Annotated in this window: 31 protein-coding genes and 1 pseudogene; 29 read left to right on the top strand and 3 right to left on the bottom strand. The window is 23.9% G+C overall.

Translation table 4 applies throughout. From position 1 onward, the window contains the following. Positions 1–57 precede the first annotated feature (57 nt). Both AACL03_RS06285 and AACL03_RS06280 read left to right on the top strand, forming a co-directional pair. Positions 58–987 carry a BspA family leucine-rich repeat surface protein gene (locus tag AACL03_RS06285; protein WP_339039860.1) on the top strand — a complete coding sequence of 310 codons (930 nt, stop codon included), beginning with the start codon at positions 58–60 and terminating at the stop codon, positions 985–987. Positions 988–1,288: 301 nt separating this feature from the next. Next, positions 1,289–2,056 (top strand): hypothetical protein, encoded by a 768-nt coding sequence (locus AACL03_RS06280; protein WP_339039859.1) that lies wholly within the window; start codon positions 1,289–1,291, stop codon positions 2,054–2,056. Between the two features lie 68 nt (positions 2,057–2,124). On the opposite strand, the gene AACL03_RS06275 is transcribed toward AACL03_RS06280, so the two are convergent. Further along, complete coding sequence (locus AACL03_RS06275) at positions 2,125–3,075, bottom strand: IS30 family transposase (RefSeq protein WP_339038665.1); 951 nt, start codon at positions 3,073–3,075, stop codon at positions 2,125–2,127. Between the two features lie 304 nt (positions 3,076–3,379). On the opposite strand from AACL03_RS06275, the gene AACL03_RS06270 reads away from it, so the two are divergent. From AACL03_RS06270 to sepF, 6 genes are all read left to right on the top strand, one after another. Beyond that, a complete protein-coding gene (locus AACL03_RS06270) occupies positions 3,380–4,222 on the top strand; it encodes a BspA family leucine-rich repeat surface protein (protein ID WP_339039858.1) in 843 nt (280 codons plus the stop codon). 284 nt (positions 4,223–4,506) lie between these two features. Beyond that, complete coding sequence (gene mraZ, locus AACL03_RS06265; RefSeq protein WP_252320016.1) at positions 4,507–4,938, top strand: division/cell wall cluster transcriptional repressor MraZ; 432 nt, start codon at positions 4,507–4,509, stop codon at positions 4,936–4,938. 5 nt (positions 4,939–4,943) lie between these two features. Then, complete coding sequence (gene rsmH / locus AACL03_RS06260) at positions 4,944–5,894, top strand: 16S rRNA (cytosine(1402)-N(4))-methyltransferase RsmH (protein ID WP_339039857.1); 951 nt, start codon at positions 4,944–4,946, stop codon at positions 5,892–5,894. A gap of 21 nt (positions 5,895–5,915) precedes the next feature. Then, complete coding sequence (locus AACL03_RS06255; protein WP_286642492.1) at positions 5,916–7,196, top strand: hypothetical protein; 1,281 nt, start codon at positions 5,916–5,918, stop codon at positions 7,194–7,196. 35 nt (positions 7,197–7,231) lie between these two features. Beyond that, complete coding sequence (gene ftsZ / locus AACL03_RS06250) at positions 7,232–8,386, top strand: cell division protein FtsZ (RefSeq protein WP_252320022.1); 1,155 nt, start codon at positions 7,232–7,234, stop codon at positions 8,384–8,386. A gap of 6 nt (positions 8,387–8,392) precedes the next feature. Then, on the top strand, positions 8,393–8,677 hold the full coding sequence (gene sepF, locus AACL03_RS06245) for a cell division protein SepF (protein ID WP_174480582.1): 285 nt from the start codon (positions 8,393–8,395) through the stop codon (positions 8,675–8,677). 105 nt (positions 8,678–8,782) lie between these two features. Here the strand turns inward: sepF and aguA are convergent. Continuing rightward, a pseudogene (aguA, locus tag AACL03_RS06240) lies at positions 8,783–9,920 on the bottom strand (agmatine deiminase). Between the two features lie 483 nt (positions 9,921–10,403). Here aguA and AACL03_RS06230 point away from each other — a divergent pair. From AACL03_RS06230 to AACL03_RS06130, 21 genes are all read left to right on the top strand, one after another. Beyond that, positions 10,404–11,882 (top strand): hypothetical protein, encoded by a 1,479-nt coding sequence (locus AACL03_RS06230; protein WP_339039854.1) that lies wholly within the window; start codon positions 10,404–10,406, stop codon positions 11,880–11,882. A gap of 363 nt (positions 11,883–12,245) precedes the next feature. Continuing rightward, positions 12,246–12,383, top strand: coding sequence for a hypothetical protein (locus AACL03_RS06225; protein ID WP_339039853.1), 138 nt, complete (start codon positions 12,246–12,248; stop codon positions 12,381–12,383). 12 nt (positions 12,384–12,395) lie between these two features. Then, the gene (locus AACL03_RS06220; protein ID WP_339039852.1) at positions 12,396–12,914 is read left to right on the top strand and encodes a hypothetical protein; all 519 of its coding nucleotides are present in this window, start codon (positions 12,396–12,398) and stop codon (positions 12,912–12,914) included. 134 nt (positions 12,915–13,048) lie between these two features. Next, complete coding sequence (locus AACL03_RS06215) at positions 13,049–13,213, top strand: hypothetical protein (RefSeq protein WP_338957566.1); 165 nt, start codon at positions 13,049–13,051, stop codon at positions 13,211–13,213. 2 nt (positions 13,214–13,215) lie between these two features. Beyond that, complete coding sequence (locus AACL03_RS06210; protein WP_338957565.1) at positions 13,216–13,653, top strand: hypothetical protein; 438 nt, start codon at positions 13,216–13,218, stop codon at positions 13,651–13,653. Continuing rightward, on the top strand, positions 13,643–13,936 hold the full coding sequence (locus tag AACL03_RS06205; protein WP_338957564.1) for a hypothetical protein: 294 nt from the start codon (positions 13,643–13,645) through the stop codon (positions 13,934–13,936). Before AACL03_RS06210 ends, AACL03_RS06205 begins: the two co-directional genes overlap by 11 nt. Before the next feature lie 3 nt (positions 13,937–13,939). Further along, entirely contained in the window at positions 13,940–14,101 is a 162-nt protein-coding gene (locus AACL03_RS06200; protein ID WP_338957563.1) for a hypothetical protein, read from the top strand. Next, entirely contained in the window at positions 14,101–14,325 is a 225-nt protein-coding gene (locus AACL03_RS06195) for a hypothetical protein (RefSeq protein WP_339039851.1), read from the top strand. The genes AACL03_RS06200 and AACL03_RS06195 overlap by 1 nt, the downstream gene beginning before the upstream one ends. Continuing rightward, entirely contained in the window at positions 14,325–14,612 is a 288-nt protein-coding gene (locus AACL03_RS06190; RefSeq protein ID WP_338957561.1) for a hypothetical protein, read from the top strand. Before AACL03_RS06195 ends, AACL03_RS06190 begins: the two co-directional genes overlap by 1 nt. Next, positions 14,605–15,117, top strand: a complete 513-nt coding sequence (locus AACL03_RS06185) for a hypothetical protein (protein WP_338957560.1) — start codon at positions 14,605–14,607, stop codon at positions 15,115–15,117. The genes AACL03_RS06190 and AACL03_RS06185 overlap by 8 nt, the downstream gene beginning before the upstream one ends. After that, positions 15,117–15,260 carry a hypothetical protein gene (locus AACL03_RS06180; RefSeq protein WP_338957559.1) on the top strand — a complete coding sequence of 48 codons (144 nt, stop codon included), beginning with the start codon at positions 15,117–15,119 and terminating at the stop codon, positions 15,258–15,260. The genes AACL03_RS06185 and AACL03_RS06180 overlap by 1 nt, the downstream gene beginning before the upstream one ends. Further along, entirely contained in the window at positions 15,253–15,528 is a 276-nt protein-coding gene (locus AACL03_RS06175) for a hypothetical protein (RefSeq protein WP_338957557.1), read from the top strand. Before AACL03_RS06180 ends, AACL03_RS06175 begins: the two co-directional genes overlap by 8 nt. Then, positions 15,497–15,670: a hypothetical protein gene (locus AACL03_RS06170; protein WP_339039850.1), complete on the top strand. Its 174-nt coding sequence runs from the start codon at positions 15,497–15,499 to the stop codon at positions 15,668–15,670. The genes AACL03_RS06175 and AACL03_RS06170 overlap by 32 nt, the downstream gene beginning before the upstream one ends. 86 nt (positions 15,671–15,756) lie before the next feature. Further along, a complete protein-coding gene (locus AACL03_RS06165; protein ID WP_339038665.1) occupies positions 15,757–16,707 on the top strand; it encodes an IS30 family transposase in 951 nt (316 codons plus the stop codon). Between the two features lie 67 nt (positions 16,708–16,774). Further along, positions 16,775–17,350, top strand: coding sequence for a hypothetical protein (locus AACL03_RS06160; protein ID WP_339039849.1), 576 nt, complete (start codon positions 16,775–16,777; stop codon positions 17,348–17,350). A gap of 15 nt (positions 17,351–17,365) precedes the next feature. Further along, a complete protein-coding gene (locus tag AACL03_RS06155) occupies positions 17,366–17,524 on the top strand; it encodes a hypothetical protein (protein ID WP_339038894.1) in 159 nt (52 codons plus the stop codon). Between the two features lie 20 nt (positions 17,525–17,544). Continuing rightward, positions 17,545–17,736 (top strand): hypothetical protein, encoded by a 192-nt coding sequence (locus AACL03_RS06150; protein WP_338957816.1) that lies wholly within the window; start codon positions 17,545–17,547, stop codon positions 17,734–17,736. 16 nt (positions 17,737–17,752) lie between these two features. Further along, positions 17,753–18,130 carry a hypothetical protein gene (locus tag AACL03_RS06145; protein WP_338957549.1) on the top strand — a complete coding sequence of 126 codons (378 nt, stop codon included), beginning with the start codon at positions 17,753–17,755 and terminating at the stop codon, positions 18,128–18,130. A gap of 18 nt (positions 18,131–18,148) precedes the next feature. Beyond that, positions 18,149–18,904: a hypothetical protein gene (locus AACL03_RS06140; protein ID WP_339039848.1), complete on the top strand. Its 756-nt coding sequence runs from the start codon at positions 18,149–18,151 to the stop codon at positions 18,902–18,904. A gap of 90 nt (positions 18,905–18,994) precedes the next feature. Next, positions 18,995–19,333, top strand: coding sequence for a hypothetical protein (locus AACL03_RS06135; RefSeq protein ID WP_339039847.1), 339 nt, complete (start codon positions 18,995–18,997; stop codon positions 19,331–19,333). A gap of 14 nt (positions 19,334–19,347) precedes the next feature. Next, positions 19,348–19,890: a hypothetical protein gene (locus tag AACL03_RS06130; RefSeq protein WP_339039846.1), complete on the top strand. Its 543-nt coding sequence runs from the start codon at positions 19,348–19,350 to the stop codon at positions 19,888–19,890. A 345-nt stretch (positions 19,891–20,235) separates the two neighbouring features. Here AACL03_RS06130 and AACL03_RS06125 read toward each other — a convergent pair whose 3' ends face one another. After that, on the bottom strand, positions 20,236–21,186 hold the full coding sequence (locus AACL03_RS06125) for an IS30 family transposase (RefSeq protein ID WP_339038665.1): 951 nt from the start codon (positions 21,184–21,186) through the stop codon (positions 20,236–20,238). Positions 21,187–21,359 lie beyond the last annotated feature (173 nt).

Below are 21,359 nucleotides of genomic sequence, written 5' to 3'. Positions count from 1 at the left end.
TATAGATAACTTATAGATTTAAGAAAAAGTTATTGGGGAAAATAAAGGGGACTAATTATGAAATCATTATTAACAACATTAAGTGTTTTAACACTTGCAACAACCACAGGAAATTTAATCAATATTTTAAATACAATTGAAGAAAAAACTAATATTACAACTAATTACATTCAAAGTAAAACACAACAAGATACAATTTACAAAAATAAAAATGGAGAAGAAATAAAAACTAATATAGAAGATTTGTCAGAGATAGAAAGTAAAGAGGTTGTTCAAATTGGTTTTTATAAGAATCGACAAGGTGAAATTCAAGTTGCTAGAATGCCAGAAACAATTGAAAAAGTACCTGACAAACTACCATCAGAAATAACATCTTTGAGTTATATGTTTACTCGTGCGAAATCATTTAATCAGGATTTGTCAAAATGAAATGTATCTAATGTCACAGATATGAGCAGTCTGTTTAGTGCCACATCAGTATTTAATGGTAATATTACTAATTGAAATGTGTCGAAGGTGACAACTATGAAACAAATGTTTTATTATGCAGCCACATTTAATCAGGATTTGTCAAAATGAAATGTATCTAATGTCACAGATATGTCTGCTATGTTTGGTAAAACTTGAGAATTTAACGCTAATATTACTAATTGAAATGTGTCGAAGGTGACAACTATGAATAGTATGTTTAGTGCTGCTGGATCATTTGAAGGTTCATCATCATTTAATCAGGATTTATCAAATTGAGATGTATCTAATGTCACAGATATGAGTGGTATGTTTAGGAGAACTTGAAAATTTAATAGTAATATTTCAACTTGAATTACTTCAAATGTCACAGATATGAGTGGTATGTTTGCATATGCAACTTCTTTTAATCAAAATTTATCACAATGAAATGTTGAAAAAGTAAAAAACCATGATAATTTTGCTATTGAGTCAGGCATTGCATCAGATCTTAGTAAATGACCAAAATTTAATAAATAAAATAAATGTTTCAAGAAGAAACAATAAAAAATTAAAAAAATGATTTTAAACAAATATTATTTAAAATCATTTTTTTAATTTTTTATTGATAATCTAAGTAAAGATTATTATTTACATTACTTAAGATAATTTTTATTTTCTTTATTTTGAATATTGTTTTTTAAATGTTTTGATTTTATAATGTATATGAACAGACAAGAAATATATGCTTAAATCATTAAGCCTGTTTAGTATTATTACCTAAACAGGTTTTTTTGCTGTTTAATTAGAGAAATTTTAACTTAGAAAGAAGAGTAATTAAATGATAAATAATCAAGAACAGTATAAAAAAATTATTACTATTGCTTTAAATGCTATTGGTGCTGGTAGTGCTGGTGCAACTACTAAATTATTACATAATGCTCGTCAAGTTTCACAATGATTAAATTTAGCAAATGCTTTAAATAGGGGTGTTTTTGGGACAGCATTTACATTTTTACCAGATAGTAAAAAAGTAGCAACATTAATAGAAGTTTGAAAAATATTAACAAATACCTCATATATAGTTACAACATTAGATGTTAATTTTATTAAAACAATATTTACTAAAGCAAGTAATTGAGATTTAACAATTCCTAATTTACTACCATTTATTAGTTTTGAAATATCTGCTATTTCTGGTGTTTTGGCTGGAACAACAACACTTACACGTATTTATTTTACTAATAAAGATTCAGCAACTAATAAAATATTAAAGTCAATTGAAGATGGTTTTAATTTATTATGTCCTTTTGCTGCAATTATTGGAGGAGGATCATTATTTTGAACACCTGGTCTTGATTCAAAAATTATTGCTCCAATTTTTGCTACACTTGATGGAGTTTCTGGAACTACTAATTGATTAATAAATAAATTTTGAAATCCTATTGATTTTGAAACTAATAATGAAAATCAGAGCATATTGGATAATGAAGAAAATGGTACTTTATTAATTAATGATGAAGAATTTAAGACAAGATGTAATGAAACAAATATTGATAATGATTCATCTTCATTAAACTCTGTTAATTCAGTTTTTGTTGCTAATTAGTAATAGTTTTTTGTTAAATTTATTTAAATAAATTTTTAAAATTTGCTAAATTGTAAAGGTAAGTGCAACTAAATTATTTTTCTATCCAAATATTCGATTGGTGAAAGATAATTTAGTATTTTTCTCGGTTTTTGATTTAAAGACAATATAAATTTATGAACTTCATTTTTATTAGTTTTTGAAAAAATAAATTTTTTAGGAAATTTTTCTCTAATTAAACCATTAGTATTTTCATTAGTACCTCTTTGTCAAGGTGAATATGGATTGGCAAAATAAATTTTTACATCTAAATTTTTTTCAAGTTGTTGTCAATTTGAAAATTCTTTGCCACGATCAAAAGTAATAGTTTTAACAATGTTTTTAGGAAGAATTGATAAATAATAACTGACATTTTTATTAATAACTTTAGTAGTTCTGTTTTTAACTAATATTGCTAAAGTAAATCGTGATACTCTTTCAACTAAAGTTATTAAACATGATTTGCTTTTACCTCGTGATGATACTATAGTATCTCCTTCTCAATGACCAAGTGTTATACGATCATTAACATTTATATCTCGTTCTTTAATTGATTTACCATTAAACTTGCCACGATTTTCTTTAGATTTTCGTTTTTTACCTTTTCTTCTTAAATTTTTACTAGTAACTTTATCAAGCATTCCAAAATAAATTCAAGTATAAATTGTTTTAAAACTAATAACTCATTCTTTATGAAAATTTTTAATTCTGCCATAAATTTGTTCAGGTGATCAACCTAATAGTAATTTTTGTTGTACATATTTTACTAAATTCTTATTTTTAAACTTATGAAAACTAATATGTGATTGTTTTCGATTTTCAGCTTTATTTTGTGCAATTAATGAAAAATAATGATTATTATCTTTATTTCTATTAATTTCTCGAATAATAGTACTAATACTTCGATTAAGATTTTTAGCTATTTCACTAATTTTAAATTTAAATTTCAATTGATTCTCAATATAAATTCTTTCATCTATGCCAAGATGTTTATAACTCATATAAAAACTCCTTACTTTTTTCTAAACTAAATTTAGCATTATGAAATTTTTATATGAGAATTTTTTGCAATTTTATTTACTTGCACTTACAAGTATAACTCAGCATTTAATAATAAAAAACACTAGCATCTTTATTGTTGCTAGTGTTTTTTATTGTTTGATTTGTTAACGTTATGCTAAAAGTAGTGTTTTGTGGGAGTATAAATATTTGTTATTGCATTATCTTAAAAAGCATTCTAAGATATAAATAACTTATAGATTTAATAAAAAGTTATTGAATAAAATAAAAAGGGAGGTTTTCAATATGAAAACATTGATTACTGCACTAAGTGTTTTAATATTTGGGACATCTATTGGAACTTTAAATACTGGTTTAAATAAAACTTCACAAAAAATTGAACTTTTAGATAATAAAACACAACAAGATACTATTTACATTGATAAAGATGGAAAAGAACAAACAACCAATAAAAGAGATTTATCAAATATAAAAACTACCAAAATTACTCAAATTGGTTTTTATAAAAACAAACAAGGTGAAATTCAAGTTGTTAGAATGCCAAAAACAATTAAAGAAGTACCTGATAAATTACCATCAGAAGTAACATCTTTAAATTTTATGTTTTTGGGTGCTTCACAATTTAATCAAGATTTATCAACTTGAGATGTATCTAGAGTAACAAGTATGTTGAGTGTATTTGCTGGTGCTACTTCATTTAATGGTAATATTTCAAATTGAGATGTATCTAATGTAACAGATATGCTTTCTATGTTTAATGGTAGTTTAAAATTTGATCAAGATCTTTCAAAGTGAGATGTATCTAGAGTAACAAGTATGTTGAGTGTATTTGCTGGTGCTACTTCATTTAATGGTAATATTTCAAATTGAGATGTATCTAATGTAAGAAGTATGAGTGGTATGTTTACTGGTTGTTTTTTATTTAATCGAGATTTATCAAATTGAAATGTATCTAGTGTAGAAGATATGGTTGGTACATTTGCCAATACTTTAGCATTTAATCAAGATTTATCAACTTGAGATGTATCCAATGTACTAGATCACACTCATTTTGCTGTTGGTTCAGCAATTTCTAATTCTAATAAATTACCTAAATTTAAAAACTTTTTTATTAATAACACTATTTAATTTGATCAAAAGTATTTAATTTCTAAGTAATTAACTATAATAAAACTTAGAATAGTATAATAAAATATTATATTTGTTTTTTATAAAAGCATATAATATTGACAAACGGTAAGTTTAAAAAGTTTTAACTCATTTCTTTATTTTTTTAAAGTAAATGAGTTTTTATTTTTATTATTGCATGCTCTTTTATTTTACTGACTAGTCATACATTTAAAGTAATCAATTGCAATTATATGCCAAAGGTTATATAATATGGGTAATAGTGGGAAAGTGTGGGTGATATTATGCTACTAGGACAATCATTGTCAACATTAGATGAAAAGAAACGAATGATAATTCCTTCTAAGTTTAGAAGTTATTTTCATAACAATGAGATTGTTATTGTTTCTAAAGGTTTTGAAGGCTGTTTAGTTATTCGTAACGAAATTGAATTTATTAAATGACAAGATAAAATCTTATCACAATCCGAAGGTCAGAAAGAAGCTAGAATTTTAGCAAGACAAGTATTTGCTAATTCAGAAGAATTAACTATTGATAGTAAAGGTCGCATTAATATTCCACATTCATTATTGACACTAGCTGATATTAAACAAAAAGTAATTATGATTGGACTATCCAATAAAATTGAGATTTGATCAGAAACTAATTGAAATAGTTTTAATCAAGATACCAAGGATAAATTTGAGTCAGCGGCAGCAGCTCTAGATGAGATATAAAAATTATGAATAATATCAATGCAAGACACATTTCTGTAATGTTAACAGAAGCAATTGATTTCTTAAATATTAAACCTGATGGTATTTATGTCGATTGTACATTAGGACGAGCAGGTCATAGTAAAGTTATACTATCAAAACTTACCTCTGGCAAACTATATGCTTTTGATCAAGATCAAATGGCCATTGATAATAGTAAAATTATTTTAAAAGATTTTAAAGATAAATATGAAATAATTAAAAGTAATTTTGCAAATATTCAATCTGAGCTTTTAAAAAGAAATATTACTAAAGTTGATGGTATATTATATGATTTAGGTATATCATCACCACAAGTTGATGAAGATATTAGAGGATTTAGTTATATGAAAGATGCTAAGTTAGATATGCGTATGGATCAAAGTCAAAAATTAAATGCGTGAGATATTGTTAATAATTATAATTATGAGCAATTAAAAACAATTATTAAAAATTATGGTGAAGAAGTATTTGCTAGTAGTATTGCTAAAAATATTATTAAAACAAGAACTTTTCAACCAATTGATACCACTTTACAATTGGTTACGATTATTAAAAAATCATTACCAGTAAGAGTATTAAATAAGCATCATCATCCTGCCAAAAAGACTTTTCAAGCATTAAGAATTGCTGTTAACAATGAGTTAGAAACATTAAAATCTTCTTTAAAACAATCTTTAAAATTATTAAAATCTAATGGTAGAATTGTTGTTATTAGTTTTCATTCTTTAGAAGATCGTATTGTTAAACAAACTTTTAATGAAGTTTTAATTGATCCACAAGCACAATTATATACTAAATTACCAGTTCATAATAATTGAAAAACAAAATATCAGTTAATAATTAAAAAACCAATTACACCAAAGCCTGATGAAATAAATAAAAATCCAAGAGCACGAAGTGCAAAACTAAGAGTTATTACTTATATTGATTCATAAAAATGTTTGGAGGTGAGCAATATGAATTTTCAAGAACTATATGTTGTATGTCAAATTGAAGATTTTAGTTTAAAAGTTATGGTTAATAATTATGTTAATAATCAAATTCAGGTTTTATATAAAGAAACTGTTGATACTGAACAGTTTTCTGAAAATGGTGTAATTATTAATTCAATTGCTACAGGTAAGTTATTAAGGCAAATTATTAATAAAATTAATAATACTTTAAATATAAAAGTACAACGTATTGCCTTAACTTTACCTTCAAATAATTTAAAAATTTATCAATCACAAGCATCACTTGATTTTAAAGATGCTAATCACATTATCACTGATGAAGATTGTAGTAAAGTGATTGAAATGGCTAAAAACATTACTATTGATAATAGTGAAATTATTTGTTTAACTAAACCATACAATTTTAAAGTTGATCATGCAATTGGTAATGAACAATTACCAATTGCTAAAAAAGGACAAGTTATGCATGTTGATGCTTTAGTTTATTCATTACCTAAAAGTTTATATAATTCTCACCTCGAAGTATTAACTAATGCCGAAACAGAATTGTTAACTGTTACTTTAGATCAATTTGCATTAGTATGTAATATTAAAAATACTGATTTTAATCGTAATACAGTTTTAGTTGATTGAAATATTAATAGTACTAAGATTAGTGTTTTTAGTAATTCAGTATTATTTGCAACAACTAATATTAAAATTGGTTGAAATCAAATAATTCAATCATTAATGAAGCAAATGCATTGTGGTTATGATAAAGCTGAAAGATATTTACAAAAAATTATTAATATAAGTAGTAATTATTTATGCGATGTTGTTGTTGATAAGTATGTTGATGATCAAACAAAATCTATTGTTCGTTTAACAAAAACTGATTTACAAGCAACAGTTAAAAAACAAATTAATGAAATTATTTCTTGTATTGAATATTTTCTTGATGAAGTTAGTGATAATAATAGTTCAGATATGGAAATTATTTTTACGGGAATTACTATTGGTTTATGTGGTTTTGCCAACTATTTTAAAAATAATAGCAAACTAAAAGAAGTAAAATATATGCTCAGCCAAACTCCTGGTGCATATAGTTATCAGTGAACTACTTTAATCGGTAATACTCACTACCAACATTTAGTAAATGTTTTTAGTAATAATTATATTTCATCAATACATAAACCAGAAATTGTATCAAAATTAAATCATTATACGCATTCTAATAATCATGATAATAAGCATTATAATTCCCCCTTTCAACCAAATTATCAGTATAATGATGGTAGTAAATAGAAGAAGACAATTTGATTACTCAGGAGGAAAATAAAATGGAACATAATAATTCACAATTTAAACCAATAGCATCAATTCGGGTAATTGGTATTGGTGGTGCTGGTAATAATGCTGTTAATAGAATGATTGAAGCAGAGGTACAAGGTGTTGATTTTTATGTTGCTAATACTGATGCACAAGTAGTTAATGCATCACCAGCTGAAAATAAAATTATTTTGGGCAAAGAATTATCAAAGGGACTTGGAGCAGGAGCTAATCCCGAAATTGGTAAACAAGCCGCAATTGAAAGTGAAGCAGAGATTAAACGCGCTTTAGATGGTGCAGATATGGTTTTTATTGCTGCTGGTATGGGTGGTGGTACTGGTACTGGTGCTGCATCAATTGTTGCAAGAATTGCTAAAGAATGTGGTGCTTTAACAATTGCTATTGTTACTAAACCATTTAAATTTGAAGGACGTAATCGTAATGCTCATGCTATAGTTGGAATTGAAAATTTAAAGAAACAAGTTGATGCTATTATTATTATTTCTAATGATAAATTATTACAAGTAATTGGTAATATCCCTCTTAAAGATTCGTTTAAAGAAGCAGATAATATTTTACGTCAAGGTGTACAGACTATTACTGACTTAATTGCTGTTCCTGCTTTAATAAATTTAGATTTTGCTGATGTTCGTACTATTATTGAAAATAAAGGTAATGCTTTATTTGGTATTGGAATGTCAAAGGGTGAACATAAAGCTAAACAAGCCGCAACAAAAGCTATTTCTTCTCCTTTACTTGATGATGTGACAATTAAGGGTGCTAAAAATGCTATTGTTAATGTTACTGGTGGAACAACAATGACATTAACTGATGCTAATATTGCTGTTGATTTAGTTCGTGATGCTGCGGGTAATGATGTTAATATCATTTTTGGTGTTGCTGTTAATGAAAATTTAAATGATGAAATGATTGTAACAGTTATTGCCACTGGTTTTGATGAAGAAGGTGCTAATGCTAATAATTTTGTTTATAGTTCAAAAGTTGATAATCATGAATTTATTACCAATAAGACTCAATATTTAAGTGAAGAAATTAAAGAACAAACAAAGAAAAAAGAAGAAGAACAACAAAATTTAGTCCAAGAAGCAGCAATGGAAGCAGATGATGATTTACCATCATTTTTACGAAGACGAAAGGGAGTTTAATTAATTATGGGATGAAGAAGTAAAAAATATAAAGACAATGATGAAAATAGTAATTATAAAACCAGTTTTCAAGAACAAATACAAGAATTTGCTCCTAAAAATTATCAAGAAATTGAATCAGTTGCTAATGCTATGATTTTACAAAAACCAATTAAAGTTAATTTAACAACAACTGTTGAAAATGATCGAAGAAGAATTATTGATTTTCTTTGTGGTATTTCGTATGTTATTGGTTTTGTTGTTGATAAAACTGATATTCATATTTATGAATTTAAAAATGAATTAAGTTAATCTTGAACAAATAGGTTTTTTATTTCTTTCTAATAATAAAGAAATAAAATTATTTATTTTTTAAATTGTTCTTACATTAATTTTAGAATATAAATCCCTTCTAAATTAGAAGGGATTTATTGTTTTAATTTGCTTATCTTGTTGTGTTATACAGTGAATATTGCCACCACCTAATAGTACTTCACGTGTATAAAATGAATTAATTTTATGATTAGGAAAACAATTTTGCAAAACATTAATTGCGTTTTTATCCCATATTGGGTCATTAAAAACGGGAATAATGATTGTTTTATTTGTAATATAGAAATTAACATAACTAGCTGGCATACGAAATCCTTCGGTACGATTAGCAAAACGAGGACTTTTTTCATGATTTTCTGCCTCTGACTTAGTTATAAATAATGGTGCTGGTTGATGTAATTTAGTTACTTTTATTTTTCGTCCTTTAGCATCTGTGCTATTTTTAAGAAACATTAAAGCTTCTAAACTACGTTCATATTGAGGATCATTTTTATCATCAGTTCATGTTAAAACAACATGACCAGGTGTAATGATATGTAGTAGATTATCAACATGACCACTTGTTTCATCATTATAAACACCACGAGGAATTCATATTATTTTTTGTGCATTTAAATATTGTTTTAAATGTTCTTCAATCTCTTCTTTTGTTAAATCAGGATTTCGATTAGGGTTTAATAAACATTCTTCTGTAGTATAAATTGTTCCTTCACCATCTTGATGAATGCTTCCGCCTTCTAATACAATTGGTGCTTGATAATAATCAATGTTACTATTTTTAGTCATTTCAATTCCAACTTTATTATCAATTTCATAATTTCAATTTCAACTGGGTGGATTAATATTTGGTTGATTTTTCATGCCTCATGCAGTGAAGTGAAAATGAACAGCTCTTCGTTGTCCTTTTTTATTTATTAAATAAATTGGTCCCATATCACGCGCTCAACTATCTTGATATTTAATATCGATTAATTTGATAGTTGGATCTAATAGTTTGCGAGCTTCATTTCAATTACTTTTATTAATTAATAAAAATTTTTACTGGTTCATGTTTATTGATTGAGTTGGCTATTTTTGCAAAAACAGTTCGTGCTGGTTGACATTCTTTTTGTCAATTATCTTTCATAAGCGGTCAAATCATTCATGTGCCTTTATGTTCTATTGATTCAATTGGGGCAAAAAAACCATCTTTTTTTGGTGTTGATGTTAATAATTTCCTCATAATTTCCTCCCCCTTTAAGTAGTACTATTTATAATAGTGGATTTATGTAACCCCTATTCTATATATAAATAGTATTTTTATTATAAAATATTTTATTTACAAAATAAAATTTATTTCATAATAAAAGTGTTAAAGTTAATTGAATCTGATTTTATTTATCATTTTAATTAGTAAAATTAATGTAATATAAAGTATGATTTTTGTATATTATTTGCAATACATTTTATACATGCTATTATTTAGCAATAGTTATCTCTAATATTTGAGATAAACTATATGCATTATTATAGGTAATTAACAAGAGATTTTAGAAATTGTTAATTAACTTTTTCAAATAAATTATAATTAATTTATTTTAGAATTGTTCCTTTGCTTATTTTAATGAAAATTTAAAATAAAAAATTTAAAAAAATATGTTTTTCAAGCCCATTGTTTTATTTTTAATAAAATAAATGGGTTTTTTATTTGAAAGGATGTAAAAAAGTGCCTACAGAAAGTCAAGAAATAGGTTCTGATAATAAAAAGCAAAAAAATATTAAGGATTTTAGAAAAGAAATAACTTCTAAGATTACAAGTGCAAAAATAGAAAAAAAATATTGCAAACAATTAATAAAAACAATTAATAGTGATGACCTTACTATATTTTTTAATAGTTTAATTAAAGCAGATTCATTATTTTGCTTTTTAAATATTGTTCATCATCTTTATCAAGAGTTAGTTTTTCTTTATAATAATAAAAAGTTTTTAGTATTTGATGAATTTTTATTAGAAAGTTTAAAAAATTCATGACAATGAATTGAAAAAGAAAAGCAAATTTTTAATGAAGAACATAACTTAATTATTGAATTAAAAAATATAGTTAAAGAATCATTTCCAGAACAATATTTTGAAATTATAAAATTTAAACAAGAACAAGCACGAATTAATTTTGATTACTTTTTTCCTGAATTAAAACTTCCCAATAATGCGATTAATTTTTGAAAACAAATTATACAAGAAGAAAATTTAGATCAGTTTTTATCGGTAGAGTGAAAAGAAAAAATTGCTGAGTTGTGTAATGTTTTTATTAATTTTGAAAAAAATATTAAAAAATTTAAAATTATTGGTGAAGATTATCAAGAATTTATTTTAAATCATAAAAGAAATCTAGAAAAAGTTAAAGAATGTAGTGAACAAGTGGCATTAGTTAGTAATGTGATGAAAAGAAAACAATTTTTAATTGATTTAGAAGATTATAATAATGAAAGTTATTATAATAGTTTTCAAAAAAAGATAGCAAAAAGTATAAATGAATTAAAAAATTTTATTAATAATATTGAAGATTCTAAGATAATGGATTATTATTATCAATTTCTTATTTTTAATAGTACTGAACAATTTGCAGCAGATAGTTTAGAATGAAATATTAATAGAATATGTGGTGCTATCAATAATGAATTTACTATATTAAAAAAAATAAGTGATTCATATACAAGTGACTTAGCAAAAAATTTCATAATGAAATACATAACAGAAGCAGTAAATTTAACAAAAAGTACTTCTGAAAGAATAAAAGAAATTACATTACAGTTTGATAGACATTGTGAACAATTAGTTGACGAAGAAAGTAAATCGATTGAAGTTATTAATAAAAAAATAGCAGCATTAGAAAATATTAATAAAACAGAAAGAACGACATATGAAAATTTGTCAAGAACTTTAGAAAATGTAAGTTTAGATAATGATAAAAAAGTGCTAGCAGAGTTAAAACAGCAAATTGAAAAAATTAGAATTATTACAAGAGAAAAAATAACAGAAAGTAAAAAAAAGCAAGAAGAAGCTATTGAAGAAGAAGAAAAACAAAAAATGCTTCAATTAGAAGAAACTAAACAGGGAATTATTAATAATACAAATTTAATGAAAGATAATATTAAAAATTATCATCAAAAAATTAGGGAGCGTACCGAAGATGTCGATAAATAAAAATTTTTAAAAATAACTCCTTTCTTTTTTAAACTATTAAATTAAAAAATAAATGACAAAAGACGAGAATAAAATTCTTGTCTTTTTTTGTAATTGTAAAATTTTAAAATTTTTAATAACCGTCTTTAGCACTATTATCAACACGTGTTAGGGAACTAAAAAAGTGAACTACAACACAGTTGTTAAAAATAGTAGCTAGCATGTGGACTTGCATGGATAAATAAAAAGTGGAGTGATACCTAATAAAATATACTAACCAGAAATGGTAATTCTTGGGGTGGGAGCGAATTGGAAACTAGTATATATAGACCCGGAGTGGGGACCAACTATTATTCTTTATTTAACCAACCTTGCCACTACCAAGTGAGCAAGTGTTGGTTTTATTTTTTATTTATTTTTGAGCCCAGAATTGCTGGAATGAATAAAACAAATAGTAGTATTATTAATAATCTAAGAATAAAAATATATGTTCTTTATGCTAGAAGCAACAGAACATATTAGGAAAGGATTATTATGCAAATAGAATTTAAAAAAGAACAAATTGTTAAAGATAAACCACAATCTATTCTTATTGATTATGTTGAATATAAATTATCTCTTCCAAAATGAATGATTAAAAATAATTCTTTTATTGTTGATAACAGTTACTCATATTGAGTTTTTAATTTAGAAAATATTAAAAAAGAATTAAGTGGTAATGAATTAATAAAGTTATTAGAACCATATATTAAAGACCAAAAAATAACTGTTAATAAACCAACTGCTCCAAAAGAATATTATCTTAATGATATAAAACTTGAACAATTAACATTTTATGAACAGCATAATAGTTGATTTATGGGTGAAATAACAGATAACAAAACTAAAATTACTAATCCTTGTTTTAAATATAACATTACGTGAGAAGAAAACAGAAAAGATTTTAAAATAAATAATCCATATAAACATGATGATTTACCAATTAATTATTTAGTTACTTCTTATAAGGAAATTTCAACTCATAATGAAAAAGTATTTTTGTTGAACATGTAAACAAAATAAATTAGATTATTTATTCTTTAATACTAATGATATAAAAACAAGAAAATATTTTTTAAGAGATAAAAATAGTAAAGCAATTTGTTATGACTGTATTTTAAATATTAGGTTAAGTAGGAGGTATAAATATGAATAAAGAAAAAATACTTGAATATCTTAAAGATGAATGAGAATGAAATAAAGAAATGAGAGACGATGAAAAAGTAACTAAACTTTGAAAAAGTTGTTTTAATGGAAGATTAAATCTTATATCTCAATTAAATCAAAAAATTAAAAATGGTGAATTTGATTAATAATGCAATATGACTTAATTATTGGGATTGACCCCGCTGGTATTGGTAATAATGGAATTGTTATATATTCAAATGAAACAAATAGGATTATTTATACAGAAACATTCAACACAACACATGTTTTTGAAAGTAAAAATCGTTATAAAAGAATATTATCAATAATCAAAGAACAATTTTTTGAAAACAAAATATTAGTTATTGTAGAAAATTTCTTTTTAAGTTCAAAACAATTATTAACTAATCCATTAGCAACTCCTAAAATTATTGGTTCATTAATGGTATTAGTACAAGATGTTTTCAACTGAGATTATCTAGAAAACCAACCAAAAAATAAAAATAAAATAACAAATTATAAAGGAAATATAAAATTAACAAAACATGAACAAGATGCATATAAACACATTCAATACTATTTAAGGAATTATAAAAATGAAAGATAAAGCCAATTATGTCAAATTAACAGTAAAACTAAGTAACACTATTGAAGCAAAATATTACGAAAAAGGTAATAAAGAATTATATTATAGTGTTCGTGGTCAATGAAATGGTTTAAACTATGTTACTTTAATTTTTAATAATCCAAAATTTTATAACCGATGTATTTTATTAAACAAAAACGATGAAATTATTGTAACTGGTCAAATTTTTAATACTTTAAACATTCCTAAAAATCGTGTATTTTGTTCAATTAATGTTAAATGATTTAAAAAATGAAAAGAGTAAAAAATGATATGATGAGAAATTTTATTAATAGCACCAATATTAATAACAAGTATAACACTAATAATATTTTTAATATTTATTATTAAAGAATTAAAAAATGAATATAAAGTATTAAAAATATTGAGTGAAATTGCTAATCAAATTGAAAATAAGGAGAATAAATAATGAAATGTTTTCTTTGCATGCATGGAGAAATATATTCTCCAAAAACCTTGTATAAAATAAAAAAATTGCAAAAAATAATTTACCAAGATAGAGATATTGATAGTGAAGATTTTAAGAAAAGATATGAATATCTTTTAAAAGAATTAGGTGATGGTGATAATCAAATTATTTGAATAAATTTATTAATAAAGCAAGAAAGAAATAATAGAAAGGAGAAAAAATAATGAATAAAGAAGTATGTTGTGAAGATTGTTGTGTATGTGATAAAAAACATGATTTATTTACTTGTGAAAAAAACTGCTGAGAAAATGTATGTGAACATTGTTATCAAGGTGATAAAGAACATAGAAATAAAGTTGATGAAATTAATAAATCAAGACATAAAAATTGTATTAATAAAGAAAGATTTATGCAATATCTTAAAAACACATATCGCTTAAACGGATATTATGAAGAAGTTTATAAACCAATTAAAACCAGAATTAAAGACCGGTGATTTGATAATGACTAATTATTTACTTTCAATTGACCCAAGTATTAAAAATACTGGATTTACTTTATGAAAAAAAGTTTATTTACATGATAAATATGATTTTTGAAATTGAAAACCAATATTTGTTAAAAGTTATAATTTAAAAGAATATGATGGACAAAGAAAATTTTATTGAGATATAAAAGTTAATGATAATGAATTGGATTTAATTATTGAACGTGGTACTTTTAATTCAAAAAATGGTATTGGTTATGAAACTCAAGAACATTTACGTGGTTTTATTGCAGGACAATTTAATAAATTATTAACAAAAGATATGTTAATAAGTCCAAGTGAATGAAAGAAATGATATGAACGTTATGACCCACCTATTTTTTGATTAAGACCTTGAGATAAAGAACTAAGTATATATGTTGCTGAAGAAATTATTAAAGAAAATAATTGAAATATAAAAATATCAAATCATGATGAAGCAGATAGTTTATTAATTGGTTGATATTATTTAAATAAGGAGAATAAATAATGAATAAAGAAAAATTACTTAAATATATGAAAGATATAATTAAATGAACTAAAAAAATTAATTATACAAACTCTGATTTGGACAAAAATATTTTAAATTTATTAATTGAAAAAATAGAAAAAGGTGAATTTGATAATGACTAAATTAACAGATTTATTTGGTCAAGATAAAATAGAAATATTTTCACCAAATCCCAAAGATTTAACAGATAGTAATGATATAAAAGCAATTATTTTATGAAAATATCCTAATGTTATTGCTGAATATTTAGTTGTTTCTCAACCACATGCAAATACTGCTATTTTAGTTGGTGATAACGTTCACTATACAGGTTGAGTTGAAGTGTTTATTAAACCAAAAAATGAAGGAGTAAATGAAAATGCCAAATGACACGAATGTACAATCAAATAACTATACTTTATTAAAAATAATAAGAATTGGAATAAGTCCATTATCAGCAATGATTGGTACAAGTGCTTATTATGGTCAAATTATTGGTAATCCAGTATTAGGAAGTATTAATGCTTTATTATTTGCTGAGTTATACTTGTAAGTGCAAGTAAATAAAATTGCAAAAAATTCTCATATAAAAATTTCATAATGCTAAATTTAGTTTAGAAAAAAGTAAGGAGTTTTTATATGAGTTATAAACATCTTGGCATAGATGAAAGAATTTATATTGAGAATCAATTGAAATTTAAATTTAAAATTAGTGAAATAGCTAAAAATCTTAATCGAAGTATTAGTACTATTATTCGAGAAATTAATAGAAATAAAGATAATAATCATTATTTTTCATTAATTGCACAAAATAAAGCTGAAAATCGAAAACAATCACATATTAGTTTTCATAAGTTTAAAAATAAGAATTTAGTAAAATATGTACAACAAAAATTACTATTAGGTTGATCACCTGAACAAATTTATGGCAGAATTAAAAATTTTCATAAAGAATGAGTTATTAGTTTTAAAACAATTTATACTTGAATTTATTTTGGAATGCTTGATAAAGTTACTAGTAAAAATTTAAGAAGAAAAGGTAAAAAACGAAAATCTAAAGAAAATCGTGGCAAGTTTAATGGTAAATCAATTAAAGAACGAGATATAAATGTTAATGATCGTATAACACTTGGTCATTGAGAAGGAGATACTATAGTATCATCACGAGGTAAAAGCAAATCATGTTTAATAACTTTAGTTGAAAGAGTATCACGATTTACTTTAGCAATATTAGTTAAAAACAGAACTACTAAAGTTATTAATAAAAATGTCAGTTATTATTTATCAATTCTTCCTAAAAACATTGTTAAAACTATTACTTTTGATCGTGGCAAAGAATTTTCAAATTGACAACAACTTGAAAAAAATTTAGATGTAAAAATTTATTTTGCCAATCCATATTCACCTTGACAAAGAGGTACTAATGAAAATACTAATGGTTTAATTAGAGAAAAATTTCCTAAAAAATTTATTTTTTCAAAAACTAATAAAAATGAAGTTCATAAATTTATATTGTCTTTAAATCAAAAACCGAGAAAAATACTAAATTATCTTTCACCAATCGAATATTTGGATAGAAAAATAATTTAGTTGCACTTACCTTTACAATTTAGCATTTAGTAAAAAGTTAGGAATTGATATATGAAACTTAAATCAAATGCCAAGTACTAAAAAGAAAATATTAAATTCAAGTAAAAAAATATTATTAGGTTTAGGAACTATTGGTTTAATTAATTATGCAAAATTTACAAAAATCAATCCTAATCCTGAACCACCACCTTGATTAACAACTACTACCACAGAAACACCACCATGACCATTATTATTAACTAATGATAATAAACAACAAATGGATTGAGATACATATATTAGTTTAAGTACTTATGGTATATCAAATCTAATTGGTGGGTTAAGTGAATTAATACCTAATAGATTTGAAGTAATAAGAAAAATATGTAATATGGCAACTAGTGGATGTCTAATTTCAAGTGGTGTAGCTATGGGTATAAATAATGATTTTAATAATGCTTATGCAGTACCAACAATAGTTGCTGGTGCAAGTGAAATTATACATAATTTATTACCTATGGAAACTACAAATCATAATCAAGAAATGCAAGAAACATCATTTACAAATGAAACAAGAAGATTAATTAATAGTGATGCTATTAGTAATAATAGTGGAAGTAGTGATGTTTTATATGAAAGACCAACTACATATGATAGTTTATAAAGGAGATGATAACTAATGAATAAAGAAAAATTGATTGAATATTATAACAATGAAATTCAGACATATAAAGAAAGAATGGAACAATTAAATAAAGAAATATCTTTATTGGTAACTATTATAAGTAATTCAAAATCAATGATTGAAAGAATTAATAGTGGTCAATTTGACGAATAATTAAAAATAAATAATTGAAAATGAAAGAATTTTTACATGAATTAATTATTATTGGAACAAGTGTAGGAACATTAATTTGTAGAGAATTAATTGTTTGATTTAAAAGATTTATTACAACTCCAAAACATATTAGAAGAAATAATAAAGTGATGAAACATCAAAAAAAATTAGCAAAACTTAATGAAAAAATTAATGGAAAAGAAAATAAATAATAAAGGTGTGATTTAAATGTTAGAAAATGAAACTAATGTTGAACAAAATACTGAACCTTTAACTGAAAATAATAATTTACAACAAGAGCAAGAAATTAAGATTGTTGAATTAGAAAATAAGTTAAATAAACTTAATCAAGAAATTAAAGAAAAAGAAATAATTAATATATTTAAAAAATATCAAGTTAAAAAAGAATTTTATGAATTTTTAAAATTTAAAACAAGTAATATAGAAAATTCAAAAATTGAAGAAACTATTAAAAAAATGATTAAAGAACAACCACTATTTAAAGAACCAATTAATACAGGTGGTAAACAAGAAACAATATTAACAAATCAAGAAACTTCAATAAAAAGTAGTTTATTAGATTATAAAAAGAAAAATAATTTATAAAAGAAAGGAAAATTTAAAATGCCAAATCCAGTGCCATTTAAACAAAATTTAGATAATACTACAAAATTAGTAGAAACACCTGAATTTATAGAATTTTATAAACAATCAAATAGTCCATGAGCAAGTTTTTTTCCAATTGAAATGGTTAATTCTACAAAAATTGAATTTATAGTTAAAAAATCAAAAGACCCAACATTCAAAATACTTCATTGAAATGATAAAAGTAAAGGATTAGAAGTTGGTTATGTTGATACTGATAAAATTATTAAAGAAATTACAAAAGAAGCTAGTACAGGAGAAATGATTGGTGAAGTTGATTTATTTGCAGATAATGGGCAAAATTTACTAGAAAGTATGCAATATGAAGTTGCTAATGATTTAGCAGATTATTTAGCAAATAATGATACAAATACAATTGCTAAATCTGCCAAAAAAGTAATCATTACTGATACAACACCAGTAGGATATTTAAAATCAATGTTATCAGCATGAAATACTTTATTTCAATTAAGAAATAGTAATAATTGTAAATTTTTTATAACAAATAGTCTTTATGATACTTTAGTTTATTTAGCAGATAATAAAGGTTTAATTACTGATAATCAACTAGCACAACAATTAAGATTAAATGGAACAAATTTATATATTAAAGGTGTATTATGTCAAATTGTTATGGATGATTATATGACATTTAAAAATACTGAAAATAAAAATCAAATTATGAATTTTGTTTTAGCAACACCAAAAGCAATGAAAAGATATATGTTACAATAAACTAGTATATATGTTGAAGATATTAAAGATGGTAAAGTTCCAAAAAGATATTTAGTTGGTGTACAAGTAACAGGAGAATCTATTCCTTATATGTCAAACTCAGAAACAGAATCAAGATGAATGTTATGTGGTATTGTTAATAAAAAATATTTAAGTGAAGAAATTACAACATTAACAACTAATATTACTGCTGATACTACTAAAAAGAATAAATTATTAGATACAACAATTAAAAATACAACTGAACTAAATAATTTAAATCCAAATTTAACAACTCCAATTATTAATTATTTTAGTGATGCCCAAGGTCAAGTTGATGTAAGTAATCAAAACCAAAAAGCAGGAGATTTATATGTAGTAATCACTACTAATGACACTGATAAAAATTATCAAGGTTCAACAAATCCAATTAAAATAACTCTTAAATAAAGGAAATTAATATCATGCCAATTGGTACAACTAGTACAGCAATACTTTTAAACATAAATAAACCAAAACATACTAGAACAAGTAACCAACAAGAAAATAAAAGTTTTTGATGAGAAATTTTAGAAATGATTGGTGTACAAGTTATAGCAGTAGCACTTGCTCCTTTTACTGGTGGATTAAGTGAAAGTTTAGCACTTGGTTTAGGTGCAAGTGATTTACTTGCTAGTATTAGTGCTGTTGGTGTAGAGTTTTTAACTGATTTTACTATTAATCAAGTTTATGATTATTTAAAAGGAAATGTTACACCATTAAATACTTTTTTTAATATATTACCTGCATTTGCTGGACTTAATAGAATTAGTCGTGGTTATCGTACAACTAAATTTATTAGTTTAGCAGAAAAAACTAAAACATTAGAACAAATTGGTATTAAAAAAGCAAAAAATTTACAAGAAATCATTAGTCAAGTAAGTGAAAAACAATTTTTAACAGATAAAATTATTGGAAATAAACGTTATTTATTTAATTATAACCATGCTCCAAATCCGAAACAATAATACAAAATTTAGGTTATGTTGCTGAAAGACAATATAAAAATAATTTTGCAAAATTAGAAGTACAAGAATTAAAAAATTATTTATTATTACAAAATGAATTAATAAAGTTAAGTCCACAGTTAACTCCTAAATTTAAAATTAAAGATATTGATAAAGCAAACAATTTTTTACAAAAATATAATACTGATTTAAAAGAAGTATTAAAAATGAACCAACATGACTGATTAAATTTAGTTCATACAATACATGCAGAAAATAGATATGGAAAATCTTTAATTTTAGATTTACAAAAAATTCGTGCTAATGCAATTAAATTTAATTGCTAAATTGTAAAGGTAAGTGCAACTAAATTATTTTTCTATCCAAATATTCGATTGGTGAAAGATAATTTAGTATTTTTCTCGGTTTTTGATTTAAAGACAATATAAATTTATGAACTTCATTTTTATTAGTTTTTGAAAAAATAAATTTTTTAGGAAATTTTTCTCTAATTAAACCATTAGTATTTTCATTAGTACCTCTTTGTCAAGGTGAATATGGATTGGCAAAATAAATTTTTACATCTAAATTTTTTTCAAGTTGTTGTCAATTTGAAAATTCTTTGCCACGATCAAAAGTAATAGTTTTAACAATGTTTTTAGGAAGAATTGATAAATAATAACTGACATTTTTATTAATAACTTTAGTAGTTCTGTTTTTAACTAATATTGCTAAAGTAAATCGTGATACTCTTTCAACTAAAGTTATTAAACATGATTTGCTTTTACCTCGTGATGATACTATAGTATCTCCTTCTCAATGACCAAGTGTTATACGATCATTAACATTTATATCTCGTTCTTTAATTGATTTACCATTAAACTTGCCACGATTTTCTTTAGATTTTCGTTTTTTACCTTTTCTTCTTAAATTTTTACTAGTAACTTTATCAAGCATTCCAAAATAAATTCAAGTATAAATTGTTTTAAAACTAATAACTCATTCTTTATGAAAATTTTTAATTCTGCCATAAATTTGTTCAGGTGATCAACCTAATAGTAATTTTTGTTGTACATATTTTACTAAATTCTTATTTTTAAACTTATGAAAACTAATATGTGATTGTTTTCGATTTTCAGCTTTATTTTGTGCAATTAATGAAAAATAATGATTATTATCTTTATTTCTATTAATTTCTCGAATAATAGTACTAATACTTCGATTAAGATTTTTAGCTATTTCACTAATTTTAAATTTAAATTTCAATTGATTCTCAATATAAATTCTTTCATCTATGCCAAGATGTTTATAACTCATATAAAAACTCCTTACTTTTTTCTAAACTAAATTTAGCATTATGAAATTTTTATATGAGAATTTTTTGCAATTTTATTTACTTGCACTTACAAGTATAACTCAGCAATTTTAAAAATAGTTCAATTCATAAATTAGTATTAAAAGCAAATCAAACTTTTAAATATTTTGATATT

The organism is Spiroplasma endosymbiont of Andrena trimmerana (genome assembly GCF_964019575.1).
GTDB lineage: Bacteria > Bacillota_I > Bacilli_A > Mycoplasmatales > VBWQ01 > Spiroplasma_E.
This window is presented reverse-complemented; position numbering and strand designations above follow the sequence as displayed.